The following is a 14,532-nucleotide window of genomic DNA, read 5'->3' on the forward strand; positions in this document are numbered from 1 at the left end:
TTTTGTTGGGTGGCGGCTCAGTGACCGCCTCCGGAGGTCTCATCGGCATAATGAGCCAGGTTGGACAGCAGCAGAACGACGAGCAGCAGCACCGGCAGCGCCATGAAAATGACGGCAAAACCGATATGCTCGGCGACGAAGCCGATCAACGATGGCGCAACCAGCATGCCGGAATAGCCCATGGTCGTGACCACCGAGATGGCGATGCCAGGCTTGAGGCCGGGTATGTTGCCCGCCGCCGAGAAGGCGATCGGCACCATGTTGGAAATGCCGATACCGCAAAAGGCAAAGCCCAGGATGGCAATCTCGGCATTGGGCGCCAGGCCTGCAAGCAGCATGCCGACAATGGCAAACAAAGTGCAGATCCGCAGCGTCTTGACGCCCCCCAGACGGTCCCGCACCAGGTCGCCGCCAAAGCGCATGATTGCCATGGTGGCCGAAAAGGCTGCGAAACCAAGACCGGAAAGCGCGACGGACGCATCCATTTCCTGCCGAAGATAGAGGGCGCCCCAGTCGAGAACAGCACCTTCCGGCACCATGCTGAACAGCGCCATCAATCCGAGCAGCCATGGCAGCGGCACCATCGGCAGCTTCGTCTTTTCCTTCTTGGTGTCTGGATGCGGCGGATCCGCAAGGATCATCGGCCAGGCGACGGCAAGGAAGATCGCCGCCAGCACCGTCGACAGTTGCGCATGGCCGAGAATGCCGAGCTTGGAGATCACGATGCCGCCGAGACCGGAGCCGATCAGTCCGCCAAGGCTCCAGAAAGCGTGGCAGGACGACATGATGGCGCGGCGCATGGATTTCTCGACCGAGACCGCATTGGCATTCATCGCCACATCCATTGCGCCGATGAAGCCGCCGAACAGGAAGAGCGAAATTGCCCCGGTGATCACATTTGGCGCGAGCGTCAATGCCAGCAGCAACGGCAGCAGACAGACGGCCAGGACTTGAACGACGATACGCGAGCCGTGTTTGGCGATCTGCGCGCCGGTGATCGGCATCATGACCAGCGAGCCGACGCCGAAGACCAGGATCATCAGTCCAAGCTCGAACTTGGTCAGCGCCAGACGCTCGGCAAAATCCGGAATCTTCGGCGCCCAGCAGCCGACGACAAAACCGTTCATGAGAAAGAGCAGGGAAACCGCCGCCCTGCTTCTGGTAATGAAGCCGCTCCGGGCTCCCGACGTACTCACATGACTATCCATTTCCGGTCTTCCTCATTGCCGGGCTTTCACCCGCCCGGTCTCCCTAAACTTTATGACGTCGCCTCAGTTCGCTTTCTCGGCGAGAACAGTTCTGCATCCGCGCTCGCGGTAACGGGCGAGAATGGCCGGATCGGCATCGTGCTCGACGACCAGGCATTCGCAATGGGCAACCGGCAGGATGCTATGGGGGGCCGCGGTGCCGAATTTTTCCGAGGTTGCAGCCACCAATACTTTTCTGCTCCTGGACGCCGCAAAGCGCTTGAACTCTGCATCCTCGAAGCCGAACACCGTGATGCCGGCCTCGAGATCGACACCGCAGGCGCCAAGAATGCAGAGATCGGGCGAAATCTGCTCCATATCCCGCAAGGCCTTGGCGCCGAGGGAACCGCCCGTCTGCCGGTCGACCATCCCGCCGATCAGAATGACGTTGACGGCAGGCTTGTCGATCAGCGCTGCGGCAATCGCCGGCGCATTCGTCGCAGCCGTCAGTGCAAGCTCGGCCGGTAACGCGTTGGCAATCGCCAGATTGGTGCTGCCGGCATCGAAAAACACGGTCGAACCAGCGGCAATCTGCTTTGCCGCAGCGCGCGCCAGCGCCTGTTTCCGGTCAGCGGCAAAGCCGATGCGTTGGGTCATGCTTCCGTGCGCCGGCGAGACCGGCAATGCACCACCATAAACCCGCTCGCAGAGCCCTGCCGCCGCCATTTCGCGCAGATCCCGCCGCACCGTGTCCTCGGAGACACCGAATTCGAGCGCCAGCTCCGTCGCCAGCACGCGGCCATTCAGCCGCAGCCTCTCGGAAATCACGCCTTGGCGTTCTCGCAACAGAAAATCCTGCATGTTCCTACCGGATCGGGATCTTATAAACAGGAAACGTGCATAACCGCTTATGACCATGCAGGCAATATGCACGGTCACACGTTTTCTGACGTTTCGAAACAAAGCTCCATCGCCAGAGCCAAATATGCCCTGTTGACCGATCCGAGAGCCGGGAACATCGATTAGACACTCCCGATTCCCGCCGGCATATCCGCCACCTGGTGCGTTCTCCCCGTGAAAAGCTCCGTCAGCCTGGGCATCCTGCTCACGACCCTCGCCTATATGGCGTTCACCTTCCATGACGCGATCATCAAGGTCCTGGCTTCAACCATTCCAGTCTGGCAGACCTGTCTTTCCGTAGTCTGACGATCCTCGTCGGTTGTCTCGCCTATGGGCGCGGCAAGCTCGTCCAAACGGACGCTTGAGAAAAATATTTGCAGTTGCTGCTTTTATTCGCAGTTTTCTACGCTTCCGGCGCCCTAGTTTTCTGCAAAGTATCCTCACCCGATGACAACCTCCCAAGGATGGATAGAAACAATGAACTGGTTGAAAACCGTCGCTGCCGCTGCCCTCATTCAGGCTGCGGCCTTGCTGCCTGCCCATGCCGGTGAAAACCTCGCCGCCATCAAATCGGCCGGCGTCTTCAAGATCGGCACCGAAGGCACCTATGCGCCCTTCACCTATCATGACGAAAGCGGCAAGCTTGTCGGCTTCGATGTCGAGATCGGCGAAGCGATCGCCGCCAAGCTCGGCGTCAAGGCCGAGTTCGTCGAAGGCAAGTGGGATGGCCTGATCGCCGGCCTCGATGCCAAACGCTACGATACCGTCATCAACCAGGTCGGCATCACCGAAACCCGCAAGCAGAAATACGATTTCTCCGAGCCCTATATCGCCTCCAAGGCCGTGCTGATCGCCCGCGACGGCGACGACAGCATCAAGTCCTTCGCCGATCTGAAGGGCAAGAAGGCCGCCCAGTCGCTGACCAGCAACTTCGGCAAGCTCGCAACTGAAGCCGGTGCCGAACTCGTCGGCACCGACGGTTTCGATCAATCGATCCAGTTGGTATTGACCAAGCGCGCCGACGCCACGATCAACGACAGCCTCTCCTTCCTCGATTTCAAGAAACACAAGCCGGATGCGCCGGTGAAGATCGTCGCCGAGCAGGAAAATGCCGATTATTCCGGCATCATCATCCGCAAGAACGAGCCGGAGCTTCTCGCCGAAATCAACAAGGCGCTTGCCGACATCAAGGCCGACGGCACCTACAAGAAGATCGCCGACAAATATTTCGGCCAGGACGTTTCCAAGTAAACTCCACTCAGGAAAAAGTCCCCTCCCCACAAGGGGGAGAGGCTTAGCCGGCGGATCGCTTCATCTCCAAATAATCGTTTCGGCCTGCCGCTCGGTCGCTATTTCTTGCGAGGCGGCACCTGGATAAGTCCCTCCCCCTTGTGGGGAGGGGTTGGGGAGGGGTATTTCGAGTATCACGACCCAACCGATGAGAGGGAACGCCCTTGCCGCACTGGCTCCAACTGATGGCGGAATCGCTACCCTCCCTCCTCTGGGCGGGGTTGATCTTCACCATACCACTGACCCTGCTATCCTTCGCCTTCGGCCTGACGCTCGGGCTCGCCACCGCGATCGCCCGGCTCTTCGGGCCGATGCCGCTGTCGGCCGTCGCGCGCTTCTATGTCTGGGTCATTCGCGGCACGCCGTTGCTCGTGCAGCTCTTCGTGATCTTCTACGGCCTGCCGAGCCTCGGCATCTTGCTCGATGCCTTTCCGGCCGCCCTCATCGGCTTCACGCTGAATATCGGCGCCTATAGCTCCGAGATTATCCGCGCCGTCATTTCCTCGGTACCGAAGGGCCAGTGGGAAGCCGCCTATTCGATCGGCATGAGCTGGCGCCAGGCGATGAGCCGCACCATCCTGCCGCAGGCGGCCCGCGTCGCCGTGCCGCCTTTGTCGAACACCTTCATCTCGCTGGTCAAAGACACCTCGCTTGCCGCCGCCATCACCGTGCCCGAGCTCTTCCAGGCAGCACAGCGCATCGTCGCCACCACCTATGAGCCATTGATCCTCTATATCGAGGCGGCGTTGATCTATCTCGTCCTGAGCTCCGTCCTCTCGCAGCTGCAGGTGCGGCTGGAACGCCGCTTCGCGCGTTATGGCGGTATGCTGGAGGCAAATGCATGATCGAGCTTTCCAACATCGAAAAGCGCTTCGGCGACGCCGTCATCCTCAAGGATATCAGCATCCGCATCCCCGAAGGCAGCGTTACTGCGCTCGTCGGTCCTTCCGGCGGCGGCAAGAGCACGCTGCTGCGCTGCATCAACCTGCTCGAAATTCCGACCGCCGGCTCCATCCGCCTCGGAGAGGAAACGCTGGCCTTTGCACCGGGCAAACGAACGAGCTGGCCGGCGATCCAGAAGATCCGCCGCCAGACCGGCATGGTCTTCCAGAACTTCCAGCTCTTTCCGCATCAGACCGCGATCGAGAATGTCATGGAAGGCCTGGTGACGGTGCTGAGATGGCCGCGGCCAAAAGCTCGCGAGCGTGCGATGGAATTGCTGACCAAGGTCGGCATGACCCACAAGGCCGATGCCTGGCCTTCGACATTATCGGGCGGCCAGCAGCAGCGCGTCGCGATCGCCCGCGCGCTGGCGCCCTCGCCGCGCGTGCTTCTGTGCGATGAGCCGACATCCGCCCTCGATCCCGAGCTTTCGGCCGAAGTGGTCGATGTGCTGGGCAAGCTTGCCAGCGAAGGTACGACGATGGTGATGGCGACCCACGATCTCCGGCTCGCCTCGAAGATCGCCAATGACGTCGTTTTCCTGGAAGCCGGCAGCGTGGTGGAAACGGGCAGCGCCAGAGCGATCTTCAGCGCGCCGGAGCGCGAACGCACCAAACGTTTCATCTCGACGATCAACGCCGCCCATACTTACGATATCTGAGCTAGAGCATGATGCCGAAGTGTGAGCGGTTTTCGGACGACATCATGCTCTATTTCTTTGATTTAGATCCGGATCCAGATTTTAGGCTGACCTGGCCTCAAATCATCCGGATCTAATGCCGGGATCGAACATCCCGGCATTGCCGGAACTCCAATCAGGAAGCCGTGACGACGGCGCGCGCCGCCTTCAGCGCATTGCCCCACCAGGTGAGCTGGTCGAGCTGGTTCTTCGCCGCTTCGTTGAGATGCGCGTAATCGCTGAGGCTCTTGCCTTCCTTGAGGACGCCGAGATATTCGCCAAGCGCGATATGCACGCCGGTTTTCACCGAAGCCGCCCCCATCTCCACGAAGATCAGCCGGAGATGCTCGACCGCACGTGCGCCGCCGACGCCGCCGTAACCGACGAAGCCGACCGGCTTGTGGATGAACTCGCCGAGGTCGATGGCGTTCTTCAGAACCGCCGTCGGACCGTGATTGTACTCGGCGACGGTGAAAATGAAGCCGTCGAATTCACGCAGCTTCTTTTTCCAGCGCTCTGCCGTCTCGCTTTCAGCGGTCGTCGCGCGCTGCTCACCGAAAAATTGCATGGGGTAGTCGAGCAGGTCGAGAACCTCGACCTCGATGTCCTGCCGTTCGCCGGCGATAGCGGCAATCCACTTGGCCGGATGCTCGGCAAAACGGCCAATACGCGTGCTGCCGACGATGACGGCAATCTTCAACTTGCTCATGGATATCATTTCCTGATGGGTTTTGGGGGCGGATAATGGGAGCGCAACTTTATGAGAAAGCCTCCGCGCCGGGCAAGGCGCGAAGGCTTCGAAAAATCAGCTTTTCGACAGGCCGATCGTACACAATCGAGTGAATGGAGCCCGCTCGCAAACTCGGCTGATGCGCGCCTTGCGGAGGATGGCAACCCTTCAGCCTGCGTAGACGACGAGCAGGTCCTTGGCGTCGATCTGGTCGCCGGCCCGCACCAGCACCTCGGAAATGGTGCCGTCCTTTTCCGCATGCAGCGCCGTTTCCATCTTCATCGCCTCGATCGAGACCAGCACGTCACCGGCATTGACCGCCTGGCCGGGCGAGACGAAGACACGGCTGATGACACCCGGCATCGGCGCGCCGACATGAACGGCATTGCCCGGCTCCGCCTTGCGGCGGACGGCGGCACCCGTCGCTCCATGGGCCCGGTCCGGCACCTTGATGCGGCGCGGCTGGCCGTTGAGCTCGAAGAAGATGGTCACCATGCCCTGGCTGTCGGTCGCGCTCATCGCCTGGTTGACGATGACGAGCGTCTTGCCGCGCTCGATATCGGCAAACAGCTCCTCGCCGTCCTTGAGACCGTAGAAATAGGCGGGCGTCGGCAGCACCGAGACCGGGCCGTAGGTATCGGAAGCGAGCGCGAAGTCGGTGAAGACTTTCGGATACATCAGGTAGGAAGCGAATTCGAAGTCGCTGATCTCGCGCTCGAGTTTCGTCTCGATGACTTTGCGCTCCGCATCGAGATCAGCCTCCTTGAGCAGCGAGCCGGGGCGCACGGTATAGGGCTTGTCGCCCTTCAGCGCCTTCTTCTGCAGCGCTTCAGGCCATCCTGACGGCGGCTGGCCGAGATCGCCCTTCAGCATCGAGACCACCGATTCCGGGAAGGAGACTTCCTTGTCGGGGCTGACGACGTCGGCAACCGTCAGGTCCTGGGACACCATCATCAGCGCCATGTCGCCGACGACCTTGGAAGACGGCGTCACCTTGACGATATCGCCGAACATCTGGTTGGCGTCGGCATAGGCCTGCGCCACCTGATGCCAGCGGGTCTCGAGCCCGAGCGACCGGGCCTGTTCCTTGAGGTTGGTGAACTGACCACCAGGCATTTCGTGCAGATAGACTTCGGATGCCGGGCCCCTCAGATCGCTTTCGAAGGCGGCATACTGGTTCCGCGCCGCTTCCCAATAGAAGGAGATGCGGCGGATCCATTCCGGATCGAGGCCCGGATCACGCTCCGTGCCGCGCAGCGCCTCGACGATCGAGCCGAGACAGGGCTGCGAGGTATTGCCGGACAGCGCATCCATGGCGGCATCGACGGCATCGACGCCAGCATCGACGGCAGCAAGAACGGTCGCGGCCGCAATACCCGATGTATCATGCGTGTGGAAATGGATCGGCAGGCTGGTCGCCTCGCGCAGCGCCTTGAACAGAACCTTCGCAGCCGCGGGCTTGAGAAGACCCGCCATATCCTTGAGCGCGATGATATGCGCCCCCGCCTTCTCGAGCTCGACCGCAAGGTCGGTGTAGTATTTCAGATCGTATTTCGGACGGGCCGAGTTCAAGATATCGCCGGTATAGCAGATCGCCGCCTCGCAGAGCTTGTTCTCCTCGGCAATGGCATCCATCGAGACGCGCATGTTCTCGACCCAGTTCAGGCAGTCGAAGACGCGGAAGAGATCGATGCCGCCCCTGGCCGCCTGGCGGACGAAATATTTGACGACATTATCGGGATAATTGGTGTAGCCGACGCCGTTGGCGCCGCGCAGCAGCATCTGCAGCAGAAGGTTCGGCGCGCCCTCGCGGATCAGCGCCAGGCGCTCCCACGGATCCTCGGTCAGAAAGCGCATGGAGACGTCGAAGGTCGCGCCGCCCCAGCATTCGAGCGACAAAAGGTTCGGCAGCGCATGCGCATAGGTGTCGGCAATGCGGGCGATGTCATAGGTGCGCATGCGGGTGGCAAGCAGCGACTGGTGGCCGTCACGCATCGTCGTGTCGGTCAAAAGCACACGCTTTTCGTTGCGCATCCATTCGCCGAATTTCTTCGGGCCGAGCGTGTCGAGGAGTTGCTTCGTACCATCCTTGACCGCATTGCCGTTGGCGTAGGGAACCACCGGCTCGGCAGCGTTATCAAGCGGCATCGGCCTGTCCTTGGCCTCGGGATGGCCATTGACGGTGACGTCGGCGAGATAGGTCAGCAGCTTCGTGGCGCGATCCTGGCGCTTCACCTGCTGGAACAGCTCCGGCGTCGTGTCGATGAAGCGCGTCGTGTAACTGTTGTCCCGGAACTTGGGATGGCCGATGATCGCTTCGAGGAAGGTCAGGTTGGTTGCCACGCCGCGAATGCGGAATTCGCGCAGCGCCCGGTCCATGCGGGCGATCGCTTCGGACGGATTGGGAGCCCATGCCGTGACCTTGACGAGAAGCGGGTCATAAAAGCGGGTGATGATCGCACCCGAATAGGAGGTGCCGCCATCGAGGCGGATACCGAAACCGGACGCCGAGCGATAGGCGGTGATGCGGCCGTAATCCGGAATGAAATTATGCTCCGGATCTTCCGTGGTGATACGGCACTGCAGCGCATGACCATTGAGACGGATATCCTCCTGGCGCGGCACGCCTGATTCCGGCGTGCCGATCGCAAAGCCGTCGAGGATGTGGATCTGCGCCTTGACGATATCAATGCCGGTAACGACTTCGGTCACCGTATGCTCGACCTGAATGCGCGGATTGACCTCGATGAAGTAGAATTTACCGGTATCGGCATCCATCAGATATTCGACGGTGCCGGCACCGATATAATTGGTCGCGGCCGCGATCTTCAGCGAATAGGCGGCGAGTTCCTGGCGCTGCGCCTCCGAGAGATAGGGCGCCGGGGCGCGCTCGACGACCTTCTGGTTGCGGCGCTGGATCGAGCAGTCACGCTCGAAGAGATGCACGACATTGCCGTGCGTATCGCCGAGCACCTGGCTTTCGACGTGGCGGGCGCGCTCGACGAGTTTTTCCAGATAGACCTCGTCCTTGCCGAAGGCCGCCATCGCCTCGCGCTTGGCTTCCGTCACCTCGCGGGCGAGATCCTTTGGATCGCGGATCGCGCGCATGCCGCGCCCGCCGCCGCCCCAGGAGGCCTTCAGCATGACGGGATAGCCGATCCCCTCCGCCATCTTCGCCACTTCGGCCATGTCCTCCGGCAACGGCCCGGTGGCCGGCACCACGGGAACACCGACCGAGATCGCCAGATTGCGCGCTGCGACCTTGTTGCCGAGCTGGCGCATCGTATCGGCCTCCGGGCCGATGAAGATGATACCGGCCTTGTTGCAGGCATCGACGAATTCGGGGCTTTCCGACAGCAGGCCATAGCCCGGATGGATGGCATCGGCGCCGGAGAGTTTAGCAACGCGGATCACCTCCTCGATCGACAGATAGCTCTCGATCGGGCCCATGTCCTTGGATAAATGCGGACCGCGGCCGACCTGGTAGCTCTCGTCCGCCTTGAAGCGGTGCAGCGCCAGCTTGTCCTCTTCCGCCCAGATCGCCACGGTTTTTATTCCAAGCTCGTTGGCCGCGCGGAACACGCGAATGGCAATTTCGGAGCGATTGGCAACGAGAATCTTGGAAATGGGCAAAACGGTCTCCTCAGACGTTCAGACGCGGGAATGCTGCACCCGCGAAGAAAATTCTTAACTTCTTGTCACAGAAAGTTCAATTTATCTTGCGACTGCGAAATGCAATTTTTCGACATGCTGAAGCAATTCCAGGAAAAGAGCCAAGCGGTTTCCGTCCGGAGCTGCGTAAAAAATAAAAAGCAGAGCGGTTTCGCTTCAATGAGAAGCGGAATTGCTTTAACTTATCAGGCCATGACGGAAGGCAAGCGCTACCGCCTGCTGCCTGTTTTTCGCCTTCAGCTTGTCCTGCAAGCCGTTCATATACCAGTCGACGGTGTGGTTTGAGATCTTCAGCATCTTGCTGATCTCCATCGACGTCATGCCTTCGGCGAGATAATGCAGGATTTCCATCTCGCGCCGCGTCAGCGGCGTGTCGGCCGGCAGCACGGTCTCCAGTGCCTGCGCCTCACCTTTCAGATCGAGAAACCGCCAGAAGGCCTTGCGCGCCACCGCCTCCAGCAATGCGATTTCCACCGGCGACAGCTCGATCGGCTTGCCGGCGAGGCTAAGGCTGGCGAGAATGCCGTTGCGTCCGTGGATGGGAAAGATGTAGCCATCCTCCAGTCCATGACCGAAGGCATCGACCATCATCTGCTCCATGCGGCGCTGATGTGCGTCCTTGTGGAAGGCCGCCATCGCCTCCCGCCAGCGGAAGGGCCGCTGCGCATGAGCGAGATAGCGCACCATCGGATCGATCAGCGCATATTTTTTTGCGGCATATATCTGCGGCCATTGCTCCGGCCAGCGGCCGGCAAGCGCCGCAGCCCAGGGCTCCGGATTCTGCTGCACCGGGCTCTGCGGGACATGGCGCAGCAGACCGTAATATTCGAAGCCGCAACCGCGGAGGATCTGCTGCATTTCGGTGATGACAGCTTCAGGGTTTGAGCATTCTTCCAGAATTACAAGCAATTGAATTAACGAATTAATTTTCACAAAAATGCCCCTTGCCCGGACCTGATGCCCGCATGAGGCCGTCGGCGGCTGGTCAAACTGGTCGCGAAACGGTCTTCAATAAATGCAGTCTGTAATTTAATGCTGCGCTAAACATTTCATAAAATGCAAGCGCAAATTGTCGCGAGATATAGCCGGACGGCAATTTCGGCGCCATGGCCATCTCCTAGCGCCCTGCAATAATACGATCGTATCAATCGTCACATCGGTCGAACCCTGAATACTCCGTTAATCGCCCGTTCAGGTAGCCTTTTGTAGCATCGCATCATCCCGTTTTCGCAGATGCACAAGAGGTTCGACGTGACGCTATTCAAGGTCTATGCAAGGGCTCTGCGCTATCTTGGCGCCTACAAGCTGCGCGTATCCCTGGTCGTTGTCGCAAACATTGTTCTTGCGACGATCACTATCGCGGAGCCGATCCTGTTCGGTCGTATCATCGATGCGATTTCGGGCAAGGGTGAGGTCAAGCCCATCCTCTTCATGTGGGCGACTTTCGCCGTCTTCAACACCATCGCCTTCGTTCTGGTGGCGCGCGAGGCCGACCGGCTGGCCCATGGCCGGCGGGCGACGCTGTTGACGGAAGCCTTCGGCCGCATCATTTCCATGCCGCTTGGCTGGCACCATCAGCGTGGCACCTCCAACGCGCTGCACACATTGCTGCGCGCCTGCGAGACGCTGTTCGGCCTCTGGCTGGAATTCATGCGCAACCACCTGTCGACGGTCATCGCGCTTGCCCTTCTGATACCGACCGCAATGTCGATGGACCTGCGCCTTTCCGCCGTGCTCATGGTGCTCGCCATCGCCTACTGGCTGATCGGCCGCGTCGTCATGAGCCGCACCAAGGACGGCCAGGCTTCGGTCGAGAACCATTATCATACCGTCTTCTCGCATGTCAGCGACTCGATCAGCAACGTTTCGGTCCTGCACAGCTATAACCGCATCGAGGCCGAAACCAGGGCGCTGAAATCCTTTGCCGACCGTCTGCTCGAAGCTCAGTATCCGGTGCTCGACTGGTGGGCGATCGCCAGCGCACTGAACCGCATGGCGTCGACCATCGCGATGATGGTGGTCCTGATCATCGGCACCATGCTCGTCCAGGCCGGCCAGCTGCGCGTCGGCGACGTCATCGCCTTCATCGGCTTTGCCAACCTGCTGATCGGCCGTCTCGACCTGATGCGCCAGTTCGCTACGCAGATTTTCGAGGCCCGTTCCAAACTCGAGGAATTCTATACGCTTGAAGACTCGGTGCGGGAACGTGAAGAGCCGGCCGGCAACGGAGAAATCAAGGACGTCAAGGGTGCGATCGAATTCCGCGACGTCTCCTTCGGCTTCGGCAACAGCTCACAGGGCCTGCACAATGTCTCCTTCTCGGTGAAGGCAGGCCAGACGGTCGCGATCGTCGGCCCGACCGGCGCCGGCAAGACGACGCTCGTCAACCTGCTGCAGCGTGTCTACGACGCCCAGGGCGGCAAGATCCTCGTCGATGGCACCGATATCACCAAGGTGACCCGCAAGTCGCTGCGTCGCCACATCGCCACCGTCTTCCAGGATGCGGGCCTGCTGAACCGTTCGATCAGCGACAATATCCGCCTTGGCCGCGAGGGCGCCAGCGAAGAGGAAATGCGCCGTGCGGCCGAAGCCGCCGCCGCTGCCGATTTCATCGAGACCCGTGAGGATCGCTACGATACGCATGTCGGTGAACGCGGCAACAAGCTCTCCGGCGGCGAGCGCCAGCGCATCGCGATCGCCCGCGCCATCCTCAAGGACGCGCCGATCCTGGTGCTCGACGAGGCGACCTCGGCGCTCGACGTCGAAACCGAAGCCCGCGTCAAGGCCGCGATCGACAATCTGCGTGAGAATCGCACCACCTTCATCATCGCCCACCGCCTGTCGACGGTCCGCGAAGCCGATATGGTGCTCTTCCTGGATGACGGCCGCGTCGTCGAACAGGGCAGCTTCGACGAACTCAGCCACAGCAACGGCCGCTTCGCCGCCCTGCTGCGCGCCAGCGGCATCCTGACGGACGAAGAGGTCCGCAAGGCCCATACCACCGAAGCCGCCTGATCGGTTTGGGTTCAAGATAAGGCCGGAAGGGTAACTCCTTCCGGCCTTTTTTGTTTGCTCCGATAGCGTCGTGCTGTGTGATACGCTCTTTGGTCTTTCTTGGGCTCTGCCAAAATACTTAGTCATGCCGTGCCGCACCCCCTCTGCCCTGCCGGGCATCTCCCCCACAGGTGGGGAGATCGGCTGGGCGCACTGGCCTCCCCCAACAATGAGCGTCCAGGACGGCGAAACGATAGATGGCGGGAAGGTCAAGCCACTTGTGATCTCCCCACCTGTGGGGGAGATGCCCGGCAGGGCAGAGGGGGGTCACACGGTACAGCCTTTCCGATCTAGGCCAGACTAATTGATCACCCCGCCGATCCTCCCTATCATCCTCCCGCCGCCGAGCATCCAGGGAGAACCGCATGAAGGTCCTGCGCATCGTCGCCAACATCCAGGCACCGGATATCACCCCGGCCCGGCGCTTCTATCAGGATATCCTCGGTCTTGACGTCATCATGGATCACGGCTGGATCACGACATTCGGCGCCGCGCGCTCGATGAACGTTCAGCTGAGCATTGCCAACGAAGGCGGCTCCGGAACGCCGGTGCCCGACCTCTCGATCGAGGTCGACGACCTCGATGCTGCTTTCGCGGCGATGTCGGCCTCAGGCTTCCCGATCGAGTACGGCCCGGCCGACGAGCCTTGGGGCGTCAGGCGCTTTTATGTGCGCGATCCCTTCGGCAAGTTGGTGAACATCCTCGTACATAAAAATTGAGCCGGCGGCCATCGGCCACCGGCTCCTTCATGTTGGGAAAGTCCAAGCCCTATTTTCGATCGTTCTGGCGATAGGCATTCGCCGTCCCGCCAATGCGGACGGGAACGGGAATCGTGGCGGTATCGGCCACAAGTTTCCCCTTGACCTTGCCCTGCTGGCGTTTGCGCTCGAGATAATAGGCATAGGCAAATTGTATCGCGATCCCTGCAATCACGACGAGCGGACCGGCCAGCTGATCCTTGTTGGTGATGTAGAGCACCACCTGGCCGATCATGGCGAGGATCGTGCCGGCGACGAAGATGTTCAGCGAATGGCGGCCGAGGATCGTCAGCGGATGGTCCGCAGGACGGCGCAGGATGCGTGACAGCGCCGGGATGCTGATGACGAGATAGGTCAGTGCCAGCACATGCAGCAGCCGCGGCAGTGACAGGAAGGTCTTGTCGAAACCGGTGATAACAGTCGGCAGGCCGAGGGCCGCCAGCGAATTGCCCCAGATCCAGAGATGGCCGGTGACCCAGATGAAGGACAACATGACGTAACCGGCAGCGGCCGCAAGTAGCAGCGGATGGCGCGGGATCGTGCCGCCGCGCTTGATATGCAGCATCGAGACGATGCCGATCGAAAACAGGAACTGCCAGGAAAGCGGATTGAGGAACCAGTAGTCTTCAATCAGCATGTTGTGCGGCGCCACCTGGTAGATGCCCGCAAGCAGCCAGACCGCAGCCGAGACGCCGAGCGCCAGCCACGGGCTGCGCGCATTCAACAGCAGGATGATCGGCACCATCAGCATCAGCGCGCCGTACATCGGCAGGATATTGTTGTATCCGATCTGGTGGCCGAGCAGGAGCAGCGCCGGAATGCCTTCCTTCAGGTTCATCAGAACCGCCAGGATATTGATTTCAACCAGCAATCCCGGCCGATGGAACAGCCAGGCACCGCAGATGAAGAGCGCCAGCGTCATGAAGGTGGTGATCATATGGGCGAGATAGAGCGTGAAGGCGCGCTTTACCGCCTTGATCGCCACTGTGAGCCGGCTGCCCGGCTGGAAGCGGGACCCGTAGGCAAGGCCGACGGCAATACCCGAGATCAGCACGAAGGCTTCGGCGGCATCGGAGAAACCAAAATTCTTCGTCGTGACATATTCGAAGATCTGTCCGGGAACATGATTGATGAAGATCATGATCAGGGCCACGCCGCGCAAGACGTCGAGCCTGGTGTCACGCACCGGCGCAGCTGCGGATAGGGAATTGCGCCCGGCGACGATGGCTTCGGTCGGCGTGCTTGCCATGGGTTTCTCCTTATTATCCGATTTGCAAACGCGACGATGGCCAAAAGGGTTCCCTTTTGGCCATCGCGAAT

Annotated in this window: 11 protein-coding genes; 5 read left to right on the forward strand and 6 right to left on the reverse strand. The window is 60.6% G+C overall.

The window, feature by feature from the left end; all coding sequences use genetic code 11:
• Positions 1-17 precede the first annotated feature (17 nt).
• Together RWK44_RS03805 and RWK44_RS03810 are read right to left on the reverse strand one after the other, a co-directional pair.
• On the reverse strand, positions 18-1,208 hold the full coding sequence (locus tag RWK44_RS03805; RefSeq protein WP_131663110.1) for an MFS transporter: 1,191 nt from the start codon (positions 1,206-1,208) through the stop codon (positions 18-20).
• 63 nt (positions 1,209-1,271) lie between these two features.
• The gene (locus tag RWK44_RS03810) at positions 1,272-2,048 is read right to left on the reverse strand and encodes a DeoR/GlpR family DNA-binding transcription regulator (protein WP_316028378.1); all 777 of its coding nucleotides are present in this window, start codon (positions 2,046-2,048) and stop codon (positions 1,272-1,274) included.
• A 516-nt stretch (positions 2,049-2,564) separates the two neighbouring features.
• On the opposite strand from RWK44_RS03810, the gene RWK44_RS03815 reads away from it, so the two are divergent.
• From RWK44_RS03815 to RWK44_RS03825, 3 genes are all read left to right on the forward strand, one after another.
• Entirely contained in the window at positions 2,565-3,338 is a 774-nt protein-coding gene (locus tag RWK44_RS03815; protein ID WP_011653981.1) for an amino acid ABC transporter substrate-binding protein, read from the forward strand.
• A gap of 203 nt (positions 3,339-3,541) precedes the next feature.
• Positions 3,542-4,222 (forward strand): amino acid ABC transporter permease, encoded by a 681-nt coding sequence (locus RWK44_RS03820; protein ID WP_077977942.1) that lies wholly within the window; start codon positions 3,542-3,544, stop codon positions 4,220-4,222.
• On the forward strand, positions 4,219-4,980 hold the full coding sequence (locus RWK44_RS03825) for an amino acid ABC transporter ATP-binding protein (RefSeq protein ID WP_027668543.1): 762 nt from the start codon (positions 4,219-4,221) through the stop codon (positions 4,978-4,980). Before RWK44_RS03820 ends, RWK44_RS03825 begins: the two co-directional genes overlap by 4 nt.
• A 154-nt stretch (positions 4,981-5,134) precedes the next feature.
• Here RWK44_RS03825 and RWK44_RS03830 read toward each other — a convergent pair whose 3' ends face one another.
• The 3 genes from RWK44_RS03830 to RWK44_RS03840 all read right to left on the reverse strand — a co-directional run bounded on the left by RWK44_RS03830 (position 5,135) and on the right by RWK44_RS03840 (position 10,333).
• Positions 5,135-5,707 carry an NADPH-dependent FMN reductase gene (locus tag RWK44_RS03830; RefSeq protein WP_316028379.1) on the reverse strand — a complete coding sequence of 191 codons (573 nt, stop codon included), beginning with the start codon at positions 5,705-5,707 and terminating at the stop codon, positions 5,135-5,137.
• 189 nt (positions 5,708-5,896) lie between these two features.
• Positions 5,897-9,361 carry a pyruvate carboxylase gene (gene pyc, locus RWK44_RS03835; RefSeq protein WP_316028380.1) on the reverse strand — a complete coding sequence of 1,155 codons (3,465 nt, stop codon included), beginning with the start codon at positions 9,359-9,361 and terminating at the stop codon, positions 5,897-5,899.
• 216 nt (positions 9,362-9,577) lie between these two features.
• The gene (locus tag RWK44_RS03840) at positions 9,578-10,333 is read right to left on the reverse strand and encodes a helix-turn-helix transcriptional regulator (protein WP_316028381.1); all 756 of its coding nucleotides are present in this window, start codon (positions 10,331-10,333) and stop codon (positions 9,578-9,580) included.
• 318 nt (positions 10,334-10,651) lie between these two features.
• Between RWK44_RS03840 and RWK44_RS03845 the strand changes: the two genes are divergently transcribed.
• A complete protein-coding gene (locus tag RWK44_RS03845) occupies positions 10,652-12,415 on the forward strand; it encodes a glucan ABC transporter ATP-binding protein/ permease (RefSeq protein ID WP_077978083.1) in 1,764 nt (587 codons plus the stop codon).
• Between the two features lie 404 nt (positions 12,416-12,819).
• On the forward strand, positions 12,820-13,173 hold the full coding sequence (locus RWK44_RS03850; protein ID WP_168336984.1) for a VOC family protein: 354 nt from the start codon (positions 12,820-12,822) through the stop codon (positions 13,171-13,173).
• A gap of 49 nt (positions 13,174-13,222) precedes the next feature.
• Here the strand turns inward: RWK44_RS03850 and RWK44_RS03855 are convergent, their stop codons facing one another.
• Positions 13,223-14,461, reverse strand: coding sequence for an OpgC family protein (locus RWK44_RS03855; protein ID WP_077977952.1), 1,239 nt, complete (start codon positions 14,459-14,461; stop codon positions 13,223-13,225).
• Between the last annotated feature and the right edge of the window lie 71 nt (positions 14,462-14,532).

The sequence above is a fragment of the Rhizobium sp. 25PS6 genome (assembly GCF_032464655.1).
Lineage (GTDB): Bacteria > Pseudomonadota > Alphaproteobacteria > Rhizobiales > Rhizobiaceae > Rhizobium > Rhizobium laguerreae.

Bases quoted from the DNA above. Each gene is read 5' to 3' on its own strand.
- RWK44_RS03805 (WP_131663110.1), bottom strand. From the start codon at position 1,208: ATGGATAGTCATGTGAGTACGTCGGGAGCCCGGAGCGGCTTCATTACC.
- RWK44_RS03810 (WP_316028378.1), bottom strand. From the start codon at position 2,048: ATGCAGGATTTTCTGTTGCGAGAACGCCAAGGCGTGATTTCCGAGAGG.
- RWK44_RS03815 (WP_011653981.1), top strand. From the start codon at position 2,565: ATGAACTGGTTGAAAACCGTCGCTGCCGCTGCCCTCATTCAGGCTGCG.
- RWK44_RS03825 (WP_027668543.1), top strand. From the start codon at position 4,219: ATGATCGAGCTTTCCAACATCGAAAAGCGCTTCGGCGACGCCGTCATC.
- RWK44_RS03830 (WP_316028379.1), bottom strand. From the start codon at position 5,707: ATGAGCAAGTTGAAGATTGCCGTCATCGTCGGCAGCACGCGTATTGGC.
- RWK44_RS03850 (WP_168336984.1), top strand. From the start codon at position 12,820: ATGAAGGTCCTGCGCATCGTCGCCAACATCCAGGCACCGGATATCACC.
- RWK44_RS03855 (WP_077977952.1), bottom strand. From the start codon at position 14,461: ATGGCAAGCACGCCGACCGAAGCCATCGTCGCCGGGCGCAATTCCCTA.